20 protein-coding genes and 1 tRNA gene are annotated in these 22026 nt (G+C 74.3%); 9 read left to right on the top strand and 12 right to left on the bottom strand.

Translation table 11 applies throughout. The annotated features are described in order from the left end of the window. Positions 1-28: 28 nt before the first annotated feature. The 5 genes from Aru02nite_RS08895 to Aru02nite_RS08875 form a co-directional block, all read right to left on the bottom strand. Positions 29-562: a DinB family protein gene (locus Aru02nite_RS08895; RefSeq protein ID WP_203656520.1), complete on the bottom strand. Its 534-nt coding sequence runs from the start codon at positions 560-562 to the stop codon at positions 29-31. Positions 563-687: 125 nt separating this feature from the next. Then, the gene (locus Aru02nite_RS08890; RefSeq protein WP_203656518.1) at positions 688-1452 is read right to left on the bottom strand and encodes a GntR family transcriptional regulator; all 765 of its coding nucleotides are present in this window, start codon (positions 1450-1452) and stop codon (positions 688-690) included. A gap of 19 nt (positions 1453-1471) precedes the next feature. Next, positions 1472-2224, bottom strand: coding sequence for a sugar isomerase domain-containing protein (locus Aru02nite_RS08885; RefSeq protein WP_203656516.1), 753 nt, complete (start codon positions 2222-2224; stop codon positions 1472-1474). Then, on the bottom strand, positions 2221-3465 hold the full coding sequence (locus tag Aru02nite_RS08880; RefSeq protein WP_203656515.1) for a serine/threonine-protein kinase: 1245 nt from the start codon (positions 3463-3465) through the stop codon (positions 2221-2223). The genes Aru02nite_RS08885 and Aru02nite_RS08880 overlap by 4 nt, the downstream gene beginning before the upstream one ends. Continuing rightward, on the bottom strand, positions 3462-4385 hold the full coding sequence (locus Aru02nite_RS08875) for an N-acetylglucosamine kinase (RefSeq protein WP_203656514.1): 924 nt from the start codon (positions 4383-4385) through the stop codon (positions 3462-3464). Before Aru02nite_RS08875 ends, Aru02nite_RS08880 begins: the two co-directional genes overlap by 4 nt. Positions 4386-4466: 81 nt before the next feature. Between Aru02nite_RS08875 and Aru02nite_RS08870 the strand changes: the two genes are divergently transcribed. From Aru02nite_RS08870 to Aru02nite_RS08860, 3 genes are read left to right on the top strand one after another with little or no spacing between them, the layout of a single operon-like run. Then, complete coding sequence (locus Aru02nite_RS08870; protein WP_239076543.1) at positions 4467-5429, top strand: NAD-dependent epimerase/dehydratase family protein; 963 nt, start codon at positions 4467-4469, stop codon at positions 5427-5429. Further along, positions 5426-6349, top strand: a complete 924-nt coding sequence (locus Aru02nite_RS08865) for an RNA polymerase sigma-70 factor (RefSeq protein ID WP_203656513.1) — start codon at positions 5426-5428, stop codon at positions 6347-6349. The genes Aru02nite_RS08870 and Aru02nite_RS08865 overlap by 4 nt, the downstream gene beginning before the upstream one ends. Before the next feature lie 2 nt (positions 6350-6351). Next, positions 6352-6861: a DUF3995 domain-containing protein gene (locus Aru02nite_RS08860; protein WP_203656512.1), complete on the top strand. Its 510-nt coding sequence runs from the start codon at positions 6352-6354 to the stop codon at positions 6859-6861. Here Aru02nite_RS08860 and Aru02nite_RS08855 read toward each other — a convergent pair. From Aru02nite_RS08855 to Aru02nite_RS08845, 3 genes are read right to left on the bottom strand one after another with little or no spacing between them, the layout of a single operon-like run. Next, a complete protein-coding gene (locus Aru02nite_RS08855; RefSeq protein WP_203656511.1) occupies positions 6834-7658 on the bottom strand; it encodes an SAM-dependent methyltransferase in 825 nt (274 codons plus the stop codon). The genes Aru02nite_RS08860 and Aru02nite_RS08855 overlap by 28 nt on opposite strands. 45 nt (positions 7659-7703) lie before the next feature. Beyond that, entirely contained in the window at positions 7704-8978 is a 1275-nt protein-coding gene (locus Aru02nite_RS08850; RefSeq protein ID WP_203656509.1) for a PhzF family phenazine biosynthesis isomerase, read from the bottom strand. 15 nt (positions 8979-8993) lie between these two features. After that, the gene (locus Aru02nite_RS08845; protein WP_239076578.1) at positions 8994-9962 is read right to left on the bottom strand and encodes a DNA polymerase ligase N-terminal domain-containing protein; all 969 of its coding nucleotides are present in this window, start codon (positions 9960-9962) and stop codon (positions 8994-8996) included. Between the two features lie 790 nt (positions 9963-10752). Between Aru02nite_RS08845 and Aru02nite_RS08840 the strand changes: the two genes are divergently transcribed. Then, positions 10753-10837: transfer RNA gene (locus Aru02nite_RS08840), tRNA-Leu, on the top strand. 291 nt (positions 10838-11128) lie between these two features. Here Aru02nite_RS08840 and Aru02nite_RS08835 read toward each other — a convergent pair. Next, entirely contained in the window at positions 11129-11914 is a 786-nt protein-coding gene (locus Aru02nite_RS08835) for an SDR family NAD(P)-dependent oxidoreductase (protein ID WP_203656505.1), read from the bottom strand. Positions 11915-12033: 119 nt separating this feature from the next. Between Aru02nite_RS08835 and Aru02nite_RS08830 the strand changes: the two genes are divergently transcribed. After that, positions 12034-12642, top strand: a complete 609-nt coding sequence (locus tag Aru02nite_RS08830) for a TetR family transcriptional regulator (protein ID WP_203656504.1) — start codon at positions 12034-12036, stop codon at positions 12640-12642. Positions 12643-12681: 39 nt separating this feature from the next. Here the strand turns inward: Aru02nite_RS08830 and Aru02nite_RS08825 are convergent, their stop codons facing one another. Beyond that, positions 12682-13518, bottom strand: coding sequence for an alpha/beta hydrolase (locus tag Aru02nite_RS08825; protein WP_203656503.1), 837 nt, complete (start codon positions 13516-13518; stop codon positions 12682-12684). 319 nt (positions 13519-13837) lie between these two features. After that, entirely contained in the window at positions 13838-14260 is a 423-nt protein-coding gene (locus tag Aru02nite_RS08820; protein ID WP_203656501.1) for a MarR family winged helix-turn-helix transcriptional regulator, read from the bottom strand. 80 nt (positions 14261-14340) lie between these two features. On the opposite strand from Aru02nite_RS08820, the gene Aru02nite_RS08815 reads away from it, so the two are divergent. Then, on the top strand, positions 14341-15111 hold the full coding sequence (locus Aru02nite_RS08815) for an alpha/beta fold hydrolase (RefSeq protein ID WP_203656499.1): 771 nt from the start codon (positions 14341-14343) through the stop codon (positions 15109-15111). A gap of 4 nt (positions 15112-15115) precedes the next feature. Here the strand turns inward: Aru02nite_RS08815 and Aru02nite_RS08810 are convergent, their stop codons facing one another. After that, positions 15116-16606, bottom strand: a complete 1491-nt coding sequence (locus tag Aru02nite_RS08810; RefSeq protein WP_203656497.1) for a glycosyltransferase 87 family protein — start codon at positions 16604-16606, stop codon at positions 15116-15118. Between the two features lie 661 nt (positions 16607-17267). On the opposite strand from Aru02nite_RS08810, the gene Aru02nite_RS08805 reads away from it, so the two are divergent. The 3 genes from Aru02nite_RS08805 to Aru02nite_RS08795 all read left to right on the top strand — a co-directional run bounded on the left by Aru02nite_RS08805 (position 17268) and on the right by Aru02nite_RS08795 (position 22002). Further along, a protein-coding gene (locus Aru02nite_RS08805) for an IS5 family transposase (RefSeq protein ID WP_203656983.1) occupies positions 17268-18061 on the top strand; the annotation gives its coding sequence in 2 pieces (ribosomal slippage) (positions 17268-17595 and positions 17595-18061; 795 coding nt in all). A 154-nt stretch (positions 18062-18215) separates the two neighbouring features. Continuing rightward, positions 18216-19226, top strand: coding sequence for a LacI family DNA-binding transcriptional regulator (locus Aru02nite_RS08800; protein ID WP_239076541.1), 1011 nt, complete (start codon positions 18216-18218; stop codon positions 19224-19226). A 1045-nt stretch (positions 19227-20271) separates the two neighbouring features. Then, complete coding sequence (locus Aru02nite_RS08795) at positions 20272-22002, top strand: glycoside hydrolase family 36 protein (RefSeq protein ID WP_203656494.1); 1731 nt, start codon at positions 20272-20274, stop codon at positions 22000-22002. The last annotated feature ends 24 nt before the right edge of the window (positions 22003-22026 follow it).

Raw genomic sequence — 22026 nt, 5'->3', positions numbered from 1 at the left:
CCGCCACGCTACCGGCCGGCGCCGGGGGTCAGATCGTGAAGTCGGCGGGCGCGCCCTCCCCGACCCGGCCGTCGACCGCCTCGCGCAGGATGTCCGCGTGACCGGTGTGCCGGGCGTACTCCTCGATCATGTCGATCAGCATCGCGCGCACGGTCGGCGTCCTGCCGTCGGGCCAGGTGAACGAGGCGGGGCCGGCGAGTCCGCGCTCGTCGATCACCTCGCGGACCAGGCGGCGCGACCGGTCGACCGCCGCGCGCCACAGCGCGTACACCGTCGCCGGCTCGTCCTCGGCCCCGGTACGCCACTCCCAGGACGGGTCGGCGTCGAAGTCCACCCCGTCCCAGGGCTCCCCGTACTCCCGGCCGGCGAGCTTGACGGCCAGCCAGTCGGCCTCGACGAGCGCGACGTGCTTGACGAGCCCGCCGAGGGTCATGGTGCTCGCGGCGGTGGTCGCGCGCAGGCCGGCGCGGTCCAGGCCCTCGGTCTTCCACGCGAACGTGCGGCGGTTGCGTTCGAGGATCGCGAGGATGGTGTCGGCCTCGTCCGGGCTGGCGTCGCTCATCCCGGCAGTATGCCAGCGGCACGCCCCTGACCAGCACCATCGTGGCGCACCGTCCGGCCGGCAGCGTCGTGCCGGACGGTCCGGGCCGGCAGCGTCACGGCGTACCGTCCGGGCCGGCAGCGGCGTCAGGACGGCGACTGGACGGCGAACACCACGTCGTACCGGTCGCCGCGGTAGCGGGAGCGGCCCCACTCGACGACACCGCCGGCGGCGTCCAGCGCGGTGCGTTCGACGGCGAACGACGGCAGCCCCACCGGTACGCCGAGCAGCCCGGCGTCGGTGCCGTCCAGCGCGACCGCCGACACCCGGTGCGTGGCGGTGGCGACGCGCACACCCCACCGCTCGGCGAGCGTCTCGTACAGCGACCAGTCGTCGGCGGCGAGCCCGGCCAGCCCCGGGAACCGTACCCCCGACAGGTGCGTGTACTCGACGGCCATCGGCACCCCGTCCGCGGTACGTACCCGGTGGAGTTCGACGACGGGGTCGGACTCGGCCAGGCCGAGCCGGTCGGCGAGCAGCGCGGTGGCGGGGCGCTCCCGGACGGCGACGAGCCGCGACCCGGGGGTCAGCCCGCGCGAGCGCATGTCGTGGCTGAACGACCCGGTCGTGGTGCCGTGCGCGACGCGCGGCTCGGCCACGAACGTGCCGGCGCCCTTGACCCGGCGTACCAGACCGCGGGCGACCAGGTCGTTCACCTCGTTGCGGACGGTCATCCGGGCGACCCGGAAGCGGTCCGCGATGGACCGTTCGGACGGCAGCAGCGTGCCCGGGTCGAGGCCGGCGACCATCGCCTCCAACGCCTCGCGTACCTGGGGGCCCTTGGCGCGGCCGTCGTCGAACTCCGCCGGAAGCCCCACGGCGGGGAACGTGTCGTGTCGGGTGCGTGCCATGGTCCTCCGGTCCTGGATGTCAGGCGTCGCCGAGCCGGACCCGCGCACCGTACCGGTCGAGCAGGGCGTCGTTGTGGCCGTCGTTGCCCGGCGTGTTCGCGGAACGGAACAGCGGCGGCGGGGAGCCGGCCGCGAGGTACCGGCCGATCACGTCGGCGACGAGCAGGTTCGCGGCGAGGATGCCGGTCAGGTTGGACAGCGGCCCGAACGCGTCCCCGTCCGGCAGCGGTACGGCCGCGTCCCCGTACGGCGCGCCGTTGTCGATCACCACGTCGGCCAGGTCGGCGAGCCGCTGCCCGCTCGGGTGCCGCGGCGTGATCCGGCCGGTGTGCGCGACGGACGTGATCGCGACGACGCGGTGCCCGCGCTCGCCGGCGAGCCGCGCCATCTCGACGATCGCGCCGTTGCCGCCCGAGTTCGACGCGATGACGAACACGTCGGCGGGCCGGATGTCGGCCAATGACCAGACCCGGTCGGCCACCTCGGGCGAGCGTTCCAGGTGCGGGTCGAGGATGTCGGCGGCGGGCGTGTCGCCGTAGTAGACCAGGTCGCGGATGGCGAGCTGGTTCGCCGGGACCAGGCCGCCCGCGCGGCCGACGAGTTCCAGGGCCACCGCGCGGGAGTGGCCCGTCCCGTACGCCTGGATGACGCCGCCGGCCAGGAGTGCCTCGGTGACGATCGCGCCGGCGCGGGAGATCGCGTCGCGTTGCGTCGTCACGAGACGGTCGACGGCCTCCCGGGCCACCTGGGCGTACTCGTCCTGACCGGTCACTGGGCACTCCCGTCGAGATCTGCGATGAGGTCGGCGGCGCGGTCGGCGAGCCGTTCGCCGCCACCGGCCGCCACGGCCGAGACCAGCACCTCGTACTGGTCCGTCCGGTACGCGTCGGACGTGGGCAGGTAGCCCGGGTACGCGTTGGCGTAGCCGAGTACCAGGGTGGGCGCCGGCCGGTCCGCGCGTACCCGGTCGGCCAGGGCGAGGAAGGGTTCGCCGGGCAGCGCGGCGACGGCGAGCCGGCCGATCCGCCAGGCGCCCACCTCGGCGTCGACCGCCGCGCCACCCGTCCCGTACTCGGCGGCGAAGCGCGCGCCGTCCAGGTTCCCGGCCGCGACCCGGGCCGCCGCCTCGTCCCCGCCGGTACGGGCCGCGGCGAGCGCGCCGGCCGCGCCGTCCAGCACCGCGGCGGTGTCGGTACGGGGCTTCGGCGCCAGCCGTACCGTCGCCGACCGGGTGTCCAGGCGGCTGCCCGCGGACCACGCCGGCCGGCCCGTACCGGCCAGCAGCTCGACGCACCGGTCCGCGGCCACGCCACCGAGCCGGGCGAGTTCCCGCTGATCCTGGCCCTGCCGGGCATGCCGGGTACTGATGTCGCCGGCCGCGCCGGTCGCCACCGCCACCCACGTGCCGGCGCCGAACCGGTCGGCCAGCGCCCGCCGTACGGCGCCGGTCAGGTCCGCGCTGACGCCCAGGTTGGCGGCCGGCAGCACCGTCGGATGGACCGGCAGCACCGCCAGTACGCCGACGCGCCGGCCCGCGGCGACCACCTCCACCACGTCCAGCGGTACCGCCGGGGTGCCGGTGACGTGGCTGCGCACCGAGCCGACGCCGCGCAGCTGCCCCGCGTACGCGAGGCCGTCGGCGTCCCGTTCGGTGCGCCGGGCCGCCGCGACGGCGGCGACGATGCGGGCGGTCAGCTCCGCGCGCCACGGCTCCGGCGTCGCCGCACCCCCCGGTACGCAACCGGTCTCCGGCCCGGCGTGCGTGTGGCTCGCCGCCACCCACAGCACGTCCACGTCCGGTACCGCGGCGCGCGCCGCCCGGCACAGGTCGGCGTTCACGCACACCACGTCGACGAGCGCGAGCGCGACCCGGCGATCCCCGTCGTACCAGGTGATCGCGGTGACGCGGAGGTCGTCGAGGACGCCGTCGGACGTGCCGTCGCGGAACGCGTAGCCGCCCATCGGGGTGCCGGTCGGCACCGGCAGCACCACCTGACCGAAGCCCACCCTCATCGCGTACGCACCCGGCACAGTCCCGCGTACGGTGCGAGGTCGTCGGCCGCGGCCAGGCATGCCGCACCCGTCAGCCCGTCCGCGTCGGGCGTACGCAGCCGCGCGGTCGGCGCCCGGTCCGCCAGCGCCGCCGCGAACCGGCGCCGCAACCCGTCGTCGCCGAGCAGCCGCCCGGTCCACGACACGTCCGAGCCCGCCGCACCCGCCGCCGTCACCGTACCGGCCAGCTCCGCCGCCGCCCGGTCCGCGATCTCCGCCGCCACCGCGTCCACCTCCGCCAGCTCCAGTACGTCCCGGGCGAAGGCGGCGATCCGCGCCACCGCGTCGCCGTCCGGGTACAGCCGCTCGGCCAGGTCGCCGAGGTTGCCGAAAACCGCCGCCGCGCGTGCCCTCAACGCGCCCGCCGGCGCCCGGCCGTCGTGCCCGCGCATCGCCGCGTCCAGGCCGTGCCGGCCGATCCAGAACCCGCCGCCGGCGTCCCCGTACAGGTGGCCCCAGCCGTCGACCTGCCGGTGCCGCCCGTCCGCCCGTACGCCGAGGGCGATCGCGCCGGTGCCCGCCGCCAGCACCACCCCCGGCCGGGCGCCGAGCGCACCCGCGTGCGCGGTCACCACGTCGCCGGTCAGTACGACACGGTCGGCGGCGAAGCGCTCCAGCAGGCCGGCGGCGAGCGACTCGTACTCCCCGTCGGCGCCGAGGACGCTGGTCAGGCCGACGCACACGGTCCCGACCGGTCCGTCCGGCGGCAGCCCCGCGCGCAGCGCACCGAACGCGTCGAGCACCGCGCGCGCCGGCCCGTCGCCGTGCCCGTACCGCAGGCCGGGGCCGGACACCTGGGCGACGGGCCGGCCGCCGCGGGCGAGCGCGAGACGCACCCCGGTCTGCCCGGCGTCGACCGCCACGTCCACCCGTTCCGTCACGCGGCCGATCCTAATACTGGTCTATACCGAAAAGCAAAAGCCCGCCGATGTCACAGCTGGGGTGGGTCTCTCGTCCTGTGCATGACGGGGTACCGGGACAGGGAGGGCGACGTGCGGGTCTTCGTGGCGGGCGGCAGCGGCGTACTGGGGCGGCGGCTGGTGCCGCAGCTCGTGGCGCGCGGCCATCAGGTGACGGCGACGACCACCGGCCCGGGCAAGCTCGGGCTGCTCGCGGACCTCGGCGCCGAGGGCGTGGTGATGGACGGCCTCGACGCCGCGTCCGTACGCGGGGCGGTCGAAGCGGCGCGCCCGGACGTGCTCGTACACCAGATGACGGCGATCTCGCCGACGCACGCCGGCAAGCCGGACATCAAGCACCCGGACCGCTGGTTCGCCGCGACCAACCGGCTGCGCGCCGAGGGCACCGACAACCTGCTGGCCGCGGCCCGGTCCGCGGGCGTCGGACACGTCGTCGCACAGGGGTACGCGAGCTGGAACGGCACGGCCGGCGGCGGCTGGGTGAAGACCGAGGAGGACCCGCTGAACCTGATGCCGGGCACCGCGTCGTACCCGGGGCTCGCGGTGCTGTCGCGCATCGAGGACCTCGTCCTCGCCGCCGGCGGCGCGGTCCTCCGGTATGGCGCGTTCTACGGTCCCGGCGCCATCGACGACCAGGTCGCCCTCGTACGCAAGCGGCAGTACCCGCTGATCGGGCGGGGCACCGGGTACAGCTCGTGGGTGCACCTGGACGACGCCGCCGAGGCCACCGTGCTCGCCGTGGAGCAGAAGGCGACCGGGGTGTACAACATCGTCGACGACGAGCCGGCGCCGGCCAGCGAGTGGCTGCCCTGGCTGGCGCGCTGCGCCGGGGCGAAGCGACCGATGCGGATCCCGGTCTGGCTGGGCCGCCTGCTCGCCGGCGACCAGGCGGTGGTGATGATGACGACCGGGCGCGCGTTCAGCAACGCCAGGGCGAAGCGCGACCTCGGCTGGCGGCCACGCCACCCGTCGTGGCGGCAGGGATTCCGGGAGGAGCTGGCGTGAGCCGGGACGAGGAGTTCGAGCAGCTGCGGCCGCTGCTGTTCTCGATCGCGTACCGGATCCTGGGCAGTGTCGGGGAGGCCGAGGACGCCGTGCAGGAGACCTGGCTGCGGTACGCCGGCACGACGGCCGAGGTGGCGTCGCCGCGGGCGTTCCTGTCCGCGGTGGTCACCCGCATCTCGATCGACGTACTGCGCTCGGCGCGGGTGCGGCGCGAGGAGTACGTGGGGACGTGGTTCCCGGAGCCGCTGCTCGCCGACCCGTACGAGGATCCGGAACGCTCGGCGGAACTGGCCGACTCGGTGTCCATGGCGGCGCTGCTGCTGCTCGAACGGCTCAGCCCGCTGGAACGCGCGGTGTTCGTGCTGCGCGAGGTGTTCGGCTTCGACGTACCGGCGGTCGCGGCGGCGGTGGGCCGGTCGGAGGCGGCGTGCCGGCAGCTCGCCGCCCGCGCCCGGCGGCACATGGCCAAGGGCGCGCCCCGCTTCGAGGTCGACCGGCGGGAACGGGAGGCGCTCGCCGGCTCGTTCTTCGACGCCTTCCGGGACGGTGACATGGACCGGCTGCGGGAACTGCTCGCCGCGGACGTACGGATGGTCGGCGACAGCGGCGGCAAGGCGCCGCAGTGGGGCCGGGGCGTGTCGGGCGCGCGGAACGTGGCGCGGCTGCTCGCCCTGTTCGTCGCGCCGTTCGTCGAACTCGGCGGCTCGGTGGAGCCGCACGAGGTGAACGGCCAGCCCGGCGCCATCTTCCGGGACCGGGACGGCCGGGTCCTCAACATCTGGTCGCTCGACATCCGCGAGGGCCAGGTCCAGACGATCCGTACGGTGATCAACCCGGACAAGCTCGCGCACGTCGGCCCGGTCGCCGACGCCTGGGCGTTCGTGCACGCGGCGGTCGAGGCCCGCCGTACCACGGAATGACGGTGCGGCAGGCGGTCCGGGCCACCGGTACGGCGTGGGTGGCGTTCGGGTGGGTCGTCGCGTTCCTCGCCGCCCACGTCTACTGGTACGCGGGCGGCCAGCTCGGCCGCGCCGGTGACCTGCCGCCGCTCGTACCCGGGTCGGTGGGGGGTTGGGTGTTCGAGATCGGCGTGGTGGCGGCGTTTCCGGTCGGCGCGGCGGCGTGCCTGGCGGTCGCGCGGGCCCGGGGCGTGCCGCGCCGGATCGCGGCCGTGGTCGTGTGGACCGGCGCGGTCGTCCTCGCCGTACGCGGCGGGGCCGGGCTGGTGGACGACCTGCTGCGGGCGGGCGGCGCGGCCGGCGGACTCACCGGCATGTCGATCGCGGACGTGACCGGCACGGCGCGCCCGTCCGCGGCCGAACTCTGGTCCGGCCGCGCGACGGACGCGTACTTCACCGTCGGCGCGCTGCTGTTCGCCCTGCTCGGGTTCCGGTGCCGGACGCCTCAGCCGACGCGGGCGACCCCGCCGTAGCCGAGGGTCCGGGCCGGCACGCCGCGCTCGTCGTCGTTGTCGGGATGCCAGTCCGGCAGCAGCACGAAGCCCGGATCCACCAGCGTCATGCCGTCGAACCACGGCAGCATCTCGTCGTACGACCGCACGTAGACGTGCTCGTTGGCCTGCTCGTACGCCCCGACGAGGCGGTCGACCTCGGCGCGCAGCGTCTCGTCCGCGCGGTCGCTGGCGATGTGCGACACCGCCACCAGGCTGCCCGGCGCGAGCCGCTCGACGTACCGGGCGATCAGCTCGCGCGGGTGGTCCTCGTCGGCGATGAACAGCAGCACACCGACCATCAGCAGCCCGATCGGCCGGTCGAAGTCCAGCATCGCCTGCGTGTCCGGGTGGTCCAGCACGGCCGCGGCGTCCCGCAGGTCGGCGTGCACGATCGTCGCGTGCGGGTTGTCGTCGAGCATCGCGCGGGCGTGCGCGTACGCCACCGGCTCGTAGTCCACGTACACCACACGGGCGTCCGGTACGCGCTTCTCGGCGATCTCGTGCACGTTGCCGGCCGTCGGGATGCCCGAGCCGAGGTCGAGGAACTGCGTGATCCCCTGGTCGAGGTAGTAGCGCACCACCCGGCGCAGGAACGACCGGTTCAGCCGGGTCACCGCCGGCACCGACGGCGCGATCGTGAGTACCTGCTCGGCGAACGCGCGGTCCGCGGCGAAGTTCGACGACCCGCCGAGGAAGTAGTCGTACGCCCGCGCCGCGTTCGGCAGGTCCTCGTGCGACACCTCGCGTGGCCCGTGGTGGTCTGCACCCGTCGCCATGTCCGCCTCCTAGTGATCATGGTCCCCGGGCTCACGGTAACCGGATCAGCGCCGCCGCAGGGAGCCTGTCATGGTCGTGACGCCCCGGCCGGCGAGCGTCGGTACCAGGTCGTCGGACAGCGTGACGCGCAGCGTGCTCGGCCGCCCCATGTCCGCCCCCTGGCGTACGACCAGGTCGGCGCCCGCGGCGAGCAGCCCGGCGCGGCGCAGGTACGCGGCGAGCGGACCGGCGGCCGTACCGGTCGCGGAGTCCTCGGCGAGCCCCATGCCCGGGTTGAAGAACCGCGCGTGCGCCTCGCCCGCCGGGTCGAGCCAGACCAGGTAGACGCCCTCGGCGCCGAGCCGGCCGGTGATCTCGACCAGCCGCGCCGGATCCGGGTCGGCCGCAGACACCGCCTCCCGGGTCGCGGCGAGCACCATCAGGTGCCCCGCGCCGGTGTCCACCACCTGCGGCGCCGGCGTGTCGAGCAGGTCGCCGGCGGGCAGCCCGAGCGGCGGCGCGACGGTCGCGGCGTCGCCGGTCGCGCCGAACCGGGCCGGCTCCTGCCGCATCGCGAGCCATCCCCCGTCCCGTACGTGCACCACGAGGTTGCGGTCGCCGATCCGCTGGACCAGATCCGTACCGGGCGTGGCGTCGACGCGGCCGGAGTCCAGCAGCCACCACCAGGCGCCGAGCGCGTTGTGGCCCGCGCCGTACACCTCCTGGCCGCCGCGGGTGAACGACCGCAGCACCCGGTCCGCGCCGTCCGTACCGGGGAGCACGAACGTGGTCTCCGCCTGGTTGAACTCCCGCGCCACCGCGGACAGCCACGCGTCGTCGGCGTCGGTCGCGGCGGTCAGGTCGACCACCGCGAGCGGGTTGCCGGACAACGGTTCCGCGCCGAACACGTCCACCATCGCGAACGGCACGTCGCCGCCGCCCGCCAGCTCCTGGAACACCGTCACGGACAGGTCGCCGGCCGTCGCCAGCCGCGCGTTCAACGACTCCCACGGCGTACGCGTCGGCGGGGCGACGAGCCGCGCGCCGCCGCCGGTGAGCGCCTCGGTCGCCGCGGCCGCGTCCGGTACCTCGAAGGCGAGCCGGATGTGCGGGCTGTCGGCGTGCCCGACCTCCACCCGGTCGATCATGTCCCGCTGCGCCGGGTTGGCCAGCTCCAGCGTGGCGCGGCCGGCGTCGAGGATGACGACCCGCGCGTCCCCGTCCCCCTCGTACGCCGCCTCCTCGGGAAGACCGAGTACGTCCCGGAACAGGGTCACCGCCTCGTCGTGGTCCTCCGCCGTCACGACCACCCGCAACTGCCGCACCGTACGCTTCTGCATGGCGCCCACCGTAGATCACGGCGCGACGGCCACCCGCTTCCACGCCGCCGACCGCACCCCCGGCCGGTACGGCGCGTCCCGCCGCTTCGCCAGTACGCCGGGGAGGTGCCGCTCCCGCGCCGCCTCGCGTACCGCCGGGCCGTCGTCGAACCGCGGGGCGAGCTGGCAGCCGCCCGCCAGCGGCAACCCGTCCAGCAGCGCCCAGCGCTCCTCCTGCGACCGCACCGTCAGGTCCACCCCGTCCAGGTATAGCAGGTCCGACACCACGTACACCGGTGCGCCGTCGAGCGTGACCAGCTCGCCGTCGAGTACCGCCTCGGTGGCGCCGAGCGCCTCCACCGCCCGGGAGATCCGCCGGTCCGCGGCCACCTCGCCGTCCACGCCCACCAGCCGCAGCCGCCCCGACGCGACGAACCCGACCACCCGCACCCCACCCCAGTCCACCTCGTAGGCGTACGCCGACGCCGGCCGCGGCAGCCCCGCCTGGCGTACCGGAAGCATCGGCGCCAGCTCCCGCGGCATCGGTACGCGGGCCGGGTCGCTCGGTGGATCCAGCCGGCGCACCAGCCAGTTGCGGCCGTCCGTCGCGAACAGCGCGTACCGTCCCGCCACCCGCCCGCCGGCCAGCTCCACCGTCACCTTCCGGTCCGTCCACTCCTCCGTCCGGTACGTCCCGCGGTCCCACACCGACATCGACCCCGCCCCGTACTCCCCCGCCGGGATCGTCCCCGCGAACGCCGCGTACTCGACCGGATGGTCCTCGGTGTGCACCGCCAGCCGGTTCACCCCCGGCTCCGGCGGCAACCCGCGCGGCACCGCCCACGACACCAGCACGCCGTCCCGTTCCAGCCGCAGATCCCAGTGCAGCGCCCGCGCATGGTGCTCCTGGATCACGAACGTGTCGTCGTCGCCGTGCGGCAACGGCCCCGCCGGCACCGGCTCCGGCGTACGCCCCGGATCCCGCTTCCGCCGGTACTCCGCCAGCCGGTCCCCGCCGCCGCCGTCGGGCCCGCCCTTCCGGCGACCCCCCGCCCGCTTCCCCTCACCCTTGTCCCGCTTCGCGTCGCCATCGGATGTACCGCTGCCCCGCCGACTTGGGCGACCCACGGCCTTCGTCCCGCCACCCTCTTCCCGGGCCGCGGCAGCGTCGGATGTACCGCTACCGGACCGGTTCCGACGGCCAGCCGACCGCTTCCCGCCACCCTCGTCCCGGGCCGCGGCGGCGTCGGATGTGCTGCCGCCGCGCCGGTTCCGGCGGCCCGCGGCGCTCGTCCCGCCGCCCTCGTCCCGCTTCGCGTTGCGGGCGGTCGCGCTGGTGTCGCGGCTCGACCGGGACGTCGCGGCGCCCGTCTTGTGGCGCTTCGACGCGGGCTCGTCGGGTGTGGTGGCGTCGCGACGGTTCGGGTGGCCTTCGGGGGACGTCTCCGAAGCCGCCCCCTTCGTACGGTGCGCCGCGGCGCGGTCGCCTCCCGATCCGCGTTTCCGCGCGCCTCCGCCGGCCATCGCATCGCCCCGTACCGGACGGTCGCTCCCCGCCGGTACTCCCGGCGCCGCCGCCCGCGCCCACCGTAGTCCTGGGCCACCGCCGGCACCCCCGGATCACCGCGACCACGTGCGCGTACGGCGTACCGGGGAAGGCGTCAGGGTCCACAGTGGACCGTCCGACCGCCCGACTGCCCGCCCGACTGCCGTCGTGTACAGTTACGCCCGCGCATGCGCCTTTCCCGGGCGCTGGACGACCCCGTCCGACCGCCGGGTAAGGTGAACATCGCAGGTCCGAGTGGCGGAATGGCAGACGCGCTAGCTTGAGGTGCTAGTGCCCGGTATAGGGCGTGGGGGTTCAAGTCCCCCCTCGGACACCCTTACGCAGCAGATGTACCGCATCCAGCGGTTTCCGGTGGAGAGCACTCCGCCATGCCAGGGTCACCCGTCCGGTGGCTGCTCTGCAGCGGCCGATGCCCCGCGCATGACCCGCGCTATCGCCGACCGCCCGCCCCCACGTTCGACCCGGCCTGAGCGCCGCCCGCCAGGCGCCCCCCGTACGCCCGCGCGCGAGCGGCGCGGATCCGCGGCATGCTCGGCGGGCACAGCGGCGCTCCCCCGCGGCCCGGCCGGGTTCGACGGTCGGCCGGCGACGACGGCGGCGCGGATCAGTAGTGGGTGCCGCCGTCGACGCGGATCTCGGTACCGGTGATGAACGCGCCGTCCTCGCTGGCGAGCATGGCGACCACGCCGGCGACGGTCTCCGGGCCCGCGAACCCGGCGCCGAGGGCGGGCTGGAGCTTGGCGAACAGCCGCATGTCGGCGTCCTCGGGCAGGCCCGGCCCCTGGCTCTGCCTGCTGGCGCCGGAACCGTCCGTCATGCCCGAGGAGATCGAGCCGGGCTGGACGGCGGTGAACCGGATGCCGACCGGGGAGTACTCGGCGGCGAGGGCGTGGGTCATGGACTGCACGCCGCCCTTGCTCGCCGCGTAGGCCGCCATGTACGGGTGGGCGAACATGGCCGAGGTGGAGCTGAAGTTGACCACCGCGGGGGCGGTGCCGCGCGTCAGCGCGGGGATGGCTTCGCGGATGACCTGGAACGTGCCGACCAGGTTGACCCGCAGTACCTGCTCGAACGCTTCGGTGCTGGTCTGCTCCGTGTGGGAGGACCGCAGGATCCCCGCGGCGTTCACGAGCGCGTCCAGGCCGCCGAGCCGGGCCAGCGCGTCGGCGACGCCGGTACGGACCGAGGTCTCGTCGGCGATGTTCATGGTCACGGTGTGCAGCCGGTCAGCGGCCTCGCCGGCTCGGGCGCGGGTGTCGGCCAGCCCGGCGTCGCTGACGTCGGCGGCGACGACCGTGCCGCCTTCGGCGAGCATGCGCAGGACGGTGGCCTGCCCGATGCCGGATCCACCGCCGGTGACGAGTACGCGGCGGCCTTCGTAGCGGTTCATGGTCCTTCTCTTCTTTCGACGAACGGGTCGGTGCGGCGGCGTGCCCAGCCTGACTGACACAACGTGCCATCAGGGCCAACCGTGCCACATCAGCGGGTATTCCCGCTAGAGTTCCAGCCATGGAGACGAGGACGTCGCTGACACAGCGCCGCAAGGCGGCCACGGAGCTGGACATCGCCCTGGCCGCGGCGCGCCTGTTCTCCGACCGGACGTCCAGCGACGTCACCGTCGAGAAGATCGCCGCGGCCGCCGGCGTGTCGTTGCGGACCTTCTACCGCTACTTCCCCACCAAGCACGACGCGATCGGCCCGCTGTTCACCGTCGGCGCCAGCGCGTGGCAGGAGGCCGTGGCCGGGGCGGCCGGCCCGGACGTGACCGCGGCGGTCCGGGACGCGATCCACCAGGTGCTCACCCCTGGTACGCCCAGCGAGCGCGAGCGCCTGACCTGGACGAGGAACCTGATCCGTCGCGCCGACGGCGATCCCGCGCTCCAGGCCGTGTGGCGCAAGGTGAACGCCGAGTCCGAGACCCGGCTGTGCGCGATCATCGCCGACCGGCGGCCCGCCCGCGCCGACCGGCTGACGACCCGGCTCCTCGCCGCGGCGGCGACCGACGCGATCCGCGTCAGCCTCGAACACTGGGCCATCGACACGCGTGGCGCCGTCGACCGCCTGGCCGGTCTCGCTACCGAGGCGTTCGAGCAGCTCTCCGCGGGGATCGCCCGCTGAGCCACACCCGTCCCCTGGTACGGCAAGGAAAGCGGCGCGTCAGGTGAAGCGGCGGACGAAGGCCAGCGCGGTGTCGGCGACCTCGCGCCACCCGTCGTCGATGGTGAGCGCGTGCCCGCGGCCGGGGATCTCGACGAACTCGGTCACCGCCGGGTTGTGCCGCTGCCGGTGGTACGCGGCCTCGGAGATGGACCGGGGCACGGTGTGGTCGCGTTCGCCGGACACGATGAGCAGCGGTCCGCGGTCGGGGTTCTCGGTGTCGACCTTCGCCTCGGTCCACGGGTTGAGGTTCGCGGTCGCGGCCTGGAACAGCGGCGCCCCCGACGCCGGTACGGCGAACGTCTCGTACAGGCGTTTCGCCTGGTCCTCGTCGACGGCGTTGGCGAAGGCGTACCGGAACTGGTCGTAGGTGAGGGGTACGGCGCGGTGCCGGTTGGCCGGGTTGCCGAGTACGGGGAAGGCGGACTTCAGCGCGGAGACCGGCAGCGGCAGTACTCCGCGGAACGGTGCGGCGTCGATGGCGACGGTCACGGCGGCGAGCCCGCGCCCGGCGAGGATCTGCGCGAGCAGCCCGCCGAACGAGTGGCCGATGACCACGGGCGGCCTGTCGAGCCGTCCGATGACCTCGGCGTAGTGGTCGGCGACCTGGCCGACGGTCTTGTTCGCGAACGCCTCCGGGTGCTGCGCGGCGGCCTCGACGGTCGGCGGATCGTCCGGCCAGCCGGGTGTGAGCGGCGCGTACCCCTGCTCGGCGAACATGTCCGCCCAGCGGTCCCAGCTGCTCGGCAGCAGCCACAGTCCGTGGATGAACACCACGGGGGTCCGCCCCGACGCGTTCACCTGCGCGATGCGTTCGGCATCGGTCGCCGTCTCCATCGTGGTCACCCCCGCTGGTCCGCCCATCGCAGTGAACGCCGGGGGCCGGCGCGCCGTCAGCCGAACCTCGCGTACCGGTCCGCTCGGCCGAGTCCGGTCGACCGGTTCGTCCGACCCTCCCCGGGTACTCGGCCGGCGCGGCGTTCGCTGTCAAGCAGCGTCGTCCGGGGCGCCGCGTACCGGGTGAAGCGCGAGGTTCGCGGCCGGTTGGCACCGGGGCAGCGTGCCGGTGGGCAGGCTGCCCCGGGCACCCGATACGCCGATCCCGAGTTCGCGGCAGGTGTCGAGGATGCCGCTGGTGGGCGACCCGTGGATCGGCCTAGCGGGTGGGATCCGGGCCGAGCGCGGCGTCGAGCAGGTCGCCGAGCTGGTCGAGCTGGCGCGCCGTCAACCCGTCGAACGACGCCTCCAGTACGCCGTCGACGGCGTCCTGGCCCGCCGCCCGCAGGCGTTCGCCGTCCGGGGTGAGCCGGTGCCGGACGGCGCGGCCGGGGCTCGGGATCCGCTCGATGAGGCCGCGGTCGGCCATCCGGGCGGCCAGCGAGCCGAACGACTGGTCGGTCTGGAACGTGAGCACCGCCAGCTCGTGCAGCGAGGCGTCCGGCCGGCGGTGCAGGTGTCGCAGCGTGTCCCACTGCACGAGCGACAGCCCGAGCGGGGCGAGCGCCCGGCTGAGTGCACGGTGGTGCCGGTACTGGAGACGCTTGACGGCCAGGCCGATGTCGGCGGGCTGGTACTTCATGGTCCGCAGAATAGCGCAGGTTGCTTATATAAGTAACCTGATCTAAGGTTCCTTATATAGACGACCGGAGGGAGCATCCGATGAACACTCCGACCGGCACCCGTACGGTGCGCGTCGGCGCGGCGCACCCCGTCGACATCACCGTCGACGACCGCGACCGCACCCGGCCGTTCCTGCTGCTGCACGGTGGCGGCGGGGTCGCCACCATGACCGGGTTCGCCGGCCTGCTCGCCGAGCGCGCGCACGCCCGGGTGCTGCTGCCCACCCACCCCGGATTCGCCGGTACGCCAAGGGATCCGCGGCTGGCGGACGTCGCCGACCTGGCCCGGGCGTACGTGGGGATGCTGGACGAGCTGGACCTCGTGGACGTGACCGTGCTCGGCAACTCGTTCGGCGGGTGGCTCGCCGCCGAGATCGCGCTCGCGGCGAGCCCGCGGGTCGGCGCCGTGCTCATCGTCGACGGCATCGGGATCGAGGTCGACGGCCATCCGATGACCGACGTCAGCGGCATGTCCCCGGCCGAGATCCGCACGTACTCGTTCCACGACCCGTCGCGTACGCCGGCGCCGGCCGACGGGGGCGGGCCGAGTCCGGACGTCCGGGCTCTGATCGGGTACACCGGGCCGACGATGTCCGACCCGACGCTCGCCGGCCGGCTCGCCGGCCTGACCACGCCGACACACGTACTGTGGGGCGCCAGCGACCGCATCGTCGACCCCGCGTACGGCCGGGCGTACGCGGACGCGATCCCGGGTGCGACGTTCACGGTGCTGCCCGGCACCGGTCACCTGCCGCAGCTGGAAACGCCGGAAACCGTGCTGGACAAGGTACTGAGCATCGTGCGGCGCTGACCGGTCACGGTTCGTCGGACGACAGCGTTGGCGCGCGGGTGCGGTAGACGGCGTGGCCCTGCGCCTCGGCCAGCACGCCGCCGCCGCGCAGCGCCGCCCGCGTCGCCCGGCTGACTCCCGTAGCGTTCCGGACGAACAGCACCGCGTCGCCGGAACCGAGGTAGCCGAGCAGGTCCCGCTGCCACCGCCCGTTCTCGGTACGCGGAACGGGCATGCCGTCGGGCAACCGTTCCGCGTCGACGCCGTACGTGCGGCCGGTGACGTCGACCCAGTTCGGGCACCCGTTCCCGAGGTCCCGGCTCAGCGCATCGACCATGATCAGGCCCATCGGCGCATCCGACATCACGCACCGCACCCCGCGTACGGCCGGCGCCAGTCGGGTACCCGGGAAGGCGGTGACCGCGTCGTTGGGCACCGCGGTCACGACCAGCCCGGTGAGGGCGGCGCAGGCGGCGACGCTCAGCCACGCGCCGGCGCGCGCCGGTCGTACGGCACGGGAGCCGAACCGCGACGCCGCGGCCGCCAGGCTCAACGACACCGCCGGCGCCAGATAGTCCGCGTACGAGGCGAACCAGGACGGGGACAGCACCAGTACGGTCAGCTGCGCCGCGGTCAGCACCACCACGAGCCGCGCGGCCGGTACCCGCCACGCGGTGGCCAGGGTGAGCAGCACCAGGACGACCACCACGACCGGGAGTACCGTCGCGGCGGTCGGGCCGAGGTGCGGGAACGCCTGGAGGATCCCGGTCAGCTCCCCCAGCTCCGTACGCAGCGGCAACGACCGCGGGCGGCCGAGCTGCTCGGTGACCACCATGTGCCACATCTGCGCGGGCGCGGCGAGGAAGAACGGCCCGTTCACCGCGAGCAGCGCCGCGCCCGCCCCCGCGGCGACCCGCCCCAGGTCGCGGCGCCGACCCGCCGCCAGGTGCCACGCCAGCATCACCAGCAACGGCACGCTCCACCAGATCTTGACGCTCGCCGCCGCGCCGAAACACAACCCGCACACCACCGGCAGCCAGCGGTTCCCCGACCGCCGCGCGGTGACGTATGCGAGGAGGCCGCACAGGACCAGGGCGTTGCTCAACGGTTCCAGCCGGATCATGTACTCCGCGCCCACCGACCCCGGCCAGCACGCGTACAGCAGGCCACCGGCGAGCGCGGCCCCGCGGCCGACGCGCATCCGCGACGCCACCAGTACGACGAGGACGGCGTTGACGGCGCCCAGTGCCATGAAGCCGAGATTGCCTGCGGTGAAACCGATGTCGTCGCCGAACCACCGCCCCACCGCCGCGAACGGCGTCACCGCCAGCACGATCCCCGGCGGATGCAACAGCACGAAGTCCCGGTACGGCAGGCGCCCGAACGTCAGCGCGTCCGCCGCGGCGTAGTAGACACCCGCGTCGTACCCGAAGCTGCCGCGGAACCCGCCGCTGCTCGTCAGGACCGTCAGGATCCGCGCCAGGAACGCCACCGCGAACACGGCCGCGTACGCCACGCCGCCCGGTACCCGCCCGAGAAGCGTCCGCGAGGTCTGCGCGGTACGGCGGTGCCGGGGCGCCCCGCCCGGCGTGGTAGCGGCTGCCCGGCGCGACGGCGATGCCGGCGGCCCCGGTCGCGCTGAAGGTGATGCACGCGTGCAACGCCGCGGTCCGGCCGACGGCGCGCGGTCCGGCCGCCCGGACACTCCCGCCGCCGCGTGCCGCCCGGCCGTCGAATCGACCGACTCCGAATACATCACCCCGGACGCTACGATCCGCGCCGCGCCACGTTTCCGTTTTTTCCTCCGCATTGCCAGCGCATAACCGCACCCCGACTCAGCCGTTGCGGCTCCGCCGGGTTGCGCATTCCGCGGCGGCAAGTCGGCACATGCACCGCCATTCCCGATTGCGTCCCGCCGGCTACCCGGACGCGTTCCGCGCCACCGCGCGACAGCTCGCCAGCGGACCCTCGTACCGGCCGGCGGTGCCGGGAGTGGCTGGGAGTGGTTGTGCCCGGAGTGGCTGAGCCCGGGAGTCGCTGAGGCCGGAAGTGGCTGGGCCGCGAGTCGCCGGTGCCGGGAGTGCCTAAGAGGTCCTAACAAAATGATCTTGGGTCTTGACCGTTGTTGATCTTGGTTGGTAGGACTGGCGCGTGCGTAGGGTCAACAGCCGCCGTGGATTGTCTCCGACCAGTTGTGGGAGCGTGTCGAGCCGTTGCTGCCGGCGCCGCGGCGCCGGCCGGGTGGGCGTGGTCGGCCACGGGTGGAGGACCGGAAGGTGCTGTGCGGGATATTGTTCGTGCTGCATACCGGTATCCAGTGGGAGTTTCTGCCGCAGGAGTTGGGGTTCGGGTCGGGGATGACCTGCTGGCGTCGGTTGCGGGACTGGAACACGGCAGGCGTGTGGGACGGGCTGCATCGGCTGTTGCTGGCGGAGTTGCGTGGGGCCGGGGCGTTGGACTTTTCGCGGGCGGTGATCGACGGCACGCATCTGCGGGCGTTGCGGAGGGGCCCACAAGCGGTCCGAGTCCGGTTGACCGCGCCAGACCGGGCTCGAAACACCACGTGATCACCGACGCGAGCGGCATCCCGCTGGCTGTGTCGTTGACCGGAGGTAACCGCAACGACGTGACCCAACTGATCCCGCTGGTCGAGGCCATCCCGGCCGTCGCCGGTCGCCGAGGACGCCCCCGGCAGCGCCCGCGTGTCGTCTACGCCGACCGGGCCTACGACCACGACAAGTACCGCAGACTGTTACGCGCCAAGGGAATCAGTGCCCGCATCGCCCGCCGCGGCGTCGCGCACGGGTCCGGGCTCGGCGCGTTCCGATGGGTGGTGGAACGCACGATCGCCTGGTACCACGGCTTCCGGAGGCTACGGACCCGCTGGGAACGCCGCGACGACATCCACGAAGCGTTCCTCGGTCTGGCCACGTGCATCATCACCTACCGCCGTCTCACCCAATTCTGTTAGGACCTCTAAGGCCGGAGTGGGTGGTGCCCGGTGTGGCTGGGCCCGGAGTGGCTGAGGCCAGGCAGGTTGAGGCCGGAGTGGATGGGCCCGGACAACGTGGGTACTTTTTCACGGAGCGTTTGCACCGCGCCGCCGTGAGGGAGCCGAACACCGGATGAGCACATCGAGTACGGGTGCGCCGCGCCGGCCGACGATGGCCGACGTCGCCCGCGCCGCCGGGGTCAGCCTGAAGACCGTGTCCCGGGTGGTGAACAACGTGCCGACGGTCGACGCCGCGCTCGCCGAACGCGTCCTCGCCGCCGTCACCGAGCTGGGCTTCCGCCGCAACGACATGGCCCGCAACCTGCGCTCGCGTACCACGTCGGCGACGGTCGGGCTGCTCATCGAGGACCTCGCCAACCCGTTCTACTCGGCGATCGCGGCCGCCGCGGCGGAGTGCGCGCTGGCGCACGACACGATGCTGATCACGGCCAGTTCCGAGGAGGACGGCGACCGGGAACGCCGGCTCCTGCTCGAAATGTGCGAACGCCGCGTCGACGGCCTGCTCGTCGTCCCCGCCGCCGCCGACCAGGTGTACCTGCGCGCCGAGATCGACCTCGGCACGCCGGTCGTGTTCCTCGACCGCCCGCCGACGAACCTGCGCACCGACACCGTCCTCATCGACAACGCCCGCGGCGCCCGCTCCGCCATCGAGTACCTGGTGGCGAAGGGACACCGGCGCATCGGCGTGCTGTCCGACTGGCTCAGCATCTACACCATGCGGGAACGCATGTCCGCGGCGGAGGCCGCACTCGAACGCGCGCGCGTGCCCTACCGACCGGACCTCATCCGGTACGGGCTGCACACCCTCGCCGACACCGAGACCGCCGTCGAGGCGATGCTCGACTCCGACGAGCCGCCCACCGCACTGTTCGCGCTCAACAACCGGCTCACCCTCGGCGCGCTGAGCGTACTCAACCGGCGCGGCAGCGACGCCGTCATCGTCGGCTTCGACGACTTCGAGACCGCCCGGCTGATGCCGCACCCGCTCACCATCATCAGCTACGACGCCCGCGAGATGGGCCGCGTCGGCGCCGAACTCCTCTTCCGCCGCATCGCCGGCGACGCCTCCCGCCCCCAGACCGTCGTCATCCCCACCACCCTCATCGAACGCAGCACCGGCTGACCCACCGGACGCTGCCCGGCCCGGTCGCGCCTCCCGGTACTCCCCGCCACCGCGCCCGCCCCGCCGAACCTCCCCGCACCGCCATTCCTGGTACCCGCCGCGCCACTGCGCCGCGCCCGTCCCGCGCCGCCGTGCCTCTCCGCACCGCCATCCTCCGGTACCGCCGCGCCACCGCACCGCGCAGCGTCTCGCGCCGCCCCGCCCGGCACCGTGGTCCGTTCCGTGCCGCGACGGGTACGGCCGACCGTGGGTGCCGGGGTACGCCTGGTTCGGACGCTGGAACGCTGGCGACCGGTGCTGAGGCGGCGGAACGAGCCCGCTCCGAACACCGGTTCGCCGCACCGCCACGCCTCTCCGCACCGCCATCTCTCGGTACCACCGCGCCGCGCTCGTCCCGCGCCGCCCGGTACGACACCGCGGTCCGTTCCGCGCTGTGACAGCCCAGGAGCGGCGCTGCCGCGTACGCGGACGGTCCGGGGACGCTGGCGTACGGGGAGCGGAACGGCTCGACGGCGCCGGGCGAGCAGCGGCCGCCCGGAACACCCGCGCAGCATCACCAGCTCGCGCCGACACGCGATTACTGCAACCGCCGGGTTTCCCCGGGGCTTGCCCTGTTCACGTGTCCGCACCGACGAACCGCGGGGCGGGCGGCCCACACGGGCAGCGTCGCCGTGCACGCTGCGCAACCCGGCCCGTGATCCGCCACTCGCGGCGCCGGCTCACGCCGCGCACCGACACGGCGCCCATCGCCGCCGCACACCCTTGCGCCACAACGATCCTACGAACGGGCGCCGCCTCGTATCCGCCGGGACGGCACCGATCGCGCCGGCCGCGCCACCACGCTCCGCAGTGACGACACCTCGCGCCAGGTAGGCCACGGGCAACGCCACGCGGGCACGCTCCACCGCCACCGCACGGTCCCGCACGCGGACCGCGGGACAGGGCGTACGCGGGGATGGAGGTGTCGGGCGGGTTTCGGGTCGATGTCTAGACAACGTTGTCCCGTCCCGGTACGGTTCTCCCCGTTGCACCGAGAGGAACGGTGATGACGGACTTCGCGGTCGAGGTACCCCTGTGGGCGCCCGGAAATGCTGGTACGGCGGGAAATGCGGCGGTCGCCGCGCTGTCCGACGGCGCGGTGCTGGACGTACGGAAGGACGGCGACGCCGCGATCGTCCGCGTCATGGCGTCAACTTCTGAGACAACGTTGGTACGACTGGACGTGCCGCTCGGGTCCGCCGTCGGGTACTGGCATCCGGGTGGCGAGGGCGAGCAGCCGCTGCCGGCGGACTGGCAGCGGGGTTGGCGACCGGTCGGGCTGGTGCGTTCCGCCCCGGTCGGCGTGCTGTACGACGGCGCCGGCCGGGTGCTGCTGGGCGTCGCGGCGCACACCACGACACCCGCCCACGTACGGTTCGGCGTCTCGGAAACCCTTGCGCGGTACGGGATCTGGCTCGCGGTCGAGCTGGCCGCGGGCGCGTCGTACGAGGTGCGGGTGGAGTCGGGGGACACGGTCGGCGCGACGCTCGGTGCGCTGGCGCGCTGGCTGACGCGTGACCCGTTGCCGGTGCCGGCGGCGGCGCGAACCCCGGCGTACTCGACGTGGTACTCGTACCACCGGGACGTGACGGCGGAGCGGGTGACGGCCGAGGCGCGGGAGGCGTCGGCGCTGGGGTGCGGGGTGCTGCTGCTGGACGACGGCTGGCAGCGCAACGCCCTGGCCGGCGGCTACTCCGGTTGCGGCGACTGGGTTCCGGACGCCGAACGCTTCGGCGATCTCGGCGCGCACGTGGCCGCGGTGCACGATCTCGGGATGCGGCACGTGGCCTGGATCGCGCCGCTGATGCTGGGCCCGAACAGCTCCGCGTACCGGACGCTGGCCGGCAACGCGCCACGCGAGGTGTCGCGGCTGTCGTGCCGGATCCTGGATCCGCGCCGCGACACCGCCCGGGAGTACGTGGTGGACAGCTGCGTCTCGCTCGTCGACCGGTACGGGCTGGACGGGCTGAAGGTCGACTTCCTGGACCTGGCGTCGGTGTACGCGGACGACGGCGGGGACGAGCTGGACGCCGCGCTGGCGCTGCTGTGCACCGAACTGGTCGGCGGGCTGCGCGCGCTGCGCGGCGACGAGCTGCTGATCGAGCTGCGCCAGCCGTACGCGGGGCCGGCGATGCGGCGGTTCGGCAACCTGCTGCGGGCCGGCGACTGCCCGGCGGACGCGGCCGCGAACCGGGTCCGTACCCGGGACATCGCCGCGCTGGCACCGGATGCGGCGGTGCACTCCGACATGCTGATGTGGGATCCGGCGGCGTCGCCGGAGTCCGCGGCGCACCAGCTCCAGTCCGCGTTGTACGCCGTGCCCCAGGTCTCGGTCCGGCTGACCGCGCAGTCCGCCGCGCACCGGGACGTGACGGCGACGTGGCTGGCATTCTGGCGCCGGTACGCCGAGGTGCTGCTCGACGGCGAGCGGCACACCGGCACCCCCGACGACCGGTACGCGACGGTGACCGCGACCGCCGGCGACCGCGCCGTCACCACCGTGTACGCGCCGGGCCGGACCGCTCCGGTCGACCCGGTCTCCCGTCCCGACACCGCTCTGGTCAACGCGACCGACGCGGCCGACGTCGTCGTGGACGTCGCCACCGCGGCGACGGTCCGGCTGGACGTGTCCGACGCCCGGGGCCGGGCCGTCGGCGGCCACACCGCGCACCTGTCCCCCGGACCGCACCGCCTGGCCGTACCGCCGGCCGGGTCGTGCCTGATCACCCCGGCCTGACACCCCCGAGTCCACCGCGCAGCA

Origin of the sequence: Actinocatenispora rupis (assembly GCF_016861975.1) — a bacterium.
GTDB classification, from domain to species: Bacteria; Actinomycetota; Actinomycetes; order Mycobacteriales; family Micromonosporaceae; genus Actinocatenispora; species Actinocatenispora rupis.
The sequence above is the reverse complement of the archived record's forward strand: the minus strand, read 5'-3'. Positions and strand labels throughout refer to the sequence as shown.

Coding starts and splice junctions, on each gene's coding strand:
- Aru02nite_RS08820 (WP_203656501.1), bottom strand. CDS start 14,260: ATGAAGTACCAGCCCGCCGACATCGGCCTGGCCGTCAAGCGTCTCCAG.
- Aru02nite_RS08815 (WP_203656499.1), top strand. CDS start 14,341: ATGAACACTCCGACCGGCACCCGTACGGTGCGCGTCGGCGCGGCGCAC.
- Aru02nite_RS08850 (WP_203656509.1), bottom strand. CDS start 8,978: ATGCAGAAGCGTACGGTGCGGCAGTTGCGGGTGGTCGTGACGGCGGAG.
- Aru02nite_RS08855 (WP_203656511.1), bottom strand. CDS start 7,658: ATGGCGACGGGTGCAGACCACCACGGGCCACGCGAGGTGTCGCACGAG.
- Aru02nite_RS08825 (WP_203656503.1), bottom strand. CDS start 13,518: ATGGAGACGGCGACCGATGCCGAACGCATCGCGCAGGTGAACGCGTCG.
- Aru02nite_RS08890 (WP_203656518.1), bottom strand. CDS start 1,452: ATGGCACGCACCCGACACGACACGTTCCCCGCCGTGGGGCTTCCGGCG.
- Aru02nite_RS08880 (WP_203656515.1), bottom strand. CDS start 3,465: ATGAGGGTGGGCTTCGGTCAGGTGGTGCTGCCGGTGCCGACCGGCACC.
- Aru02nite_RS08870 (WP_239076543.1), top strand. CDS start 4,467: ATGACGGGGTACCGGGACAGGGAGGGCGACGTGCGGGTCTTCGTGGCG.
- Aru02nite_RS08830 (WP_203656504.1), top strand. CDS start 12,034: ATGGAGACGAGGACGTCGCTGACACAGCGCCGCAAGGCGGCCACGGAG.
- Aru02nite_RS08895 (WP_203656520.1), bottom strand. CDS start 562: ATGAGCGACGCCAGCCCGGACGAGGCCGACACCATCCTCGCGATCCTC.
- Aru02nite_RS08835 (WP_203656505.1), bottom strand. CDS start 11,914: ATGAACCGCTACGAAGGCCGCCGCGTACTCGTCACCGGCGGTGGATCC.
- Aru02nite_RS08795 (WP_203656494.1), top strand. CDS start 20,272: ATGACGGACTTCGCGGTCGAGGTACCCCTGTGGGCGCCCGGAAATGCT.
- Aru02nite_RS08800 (WP_239076541.1), top strand. CDS start 18,216: ATGAGCACATCGAGTACGGGTGCGCCGCGCCGGCCGACGATGGCCGAC.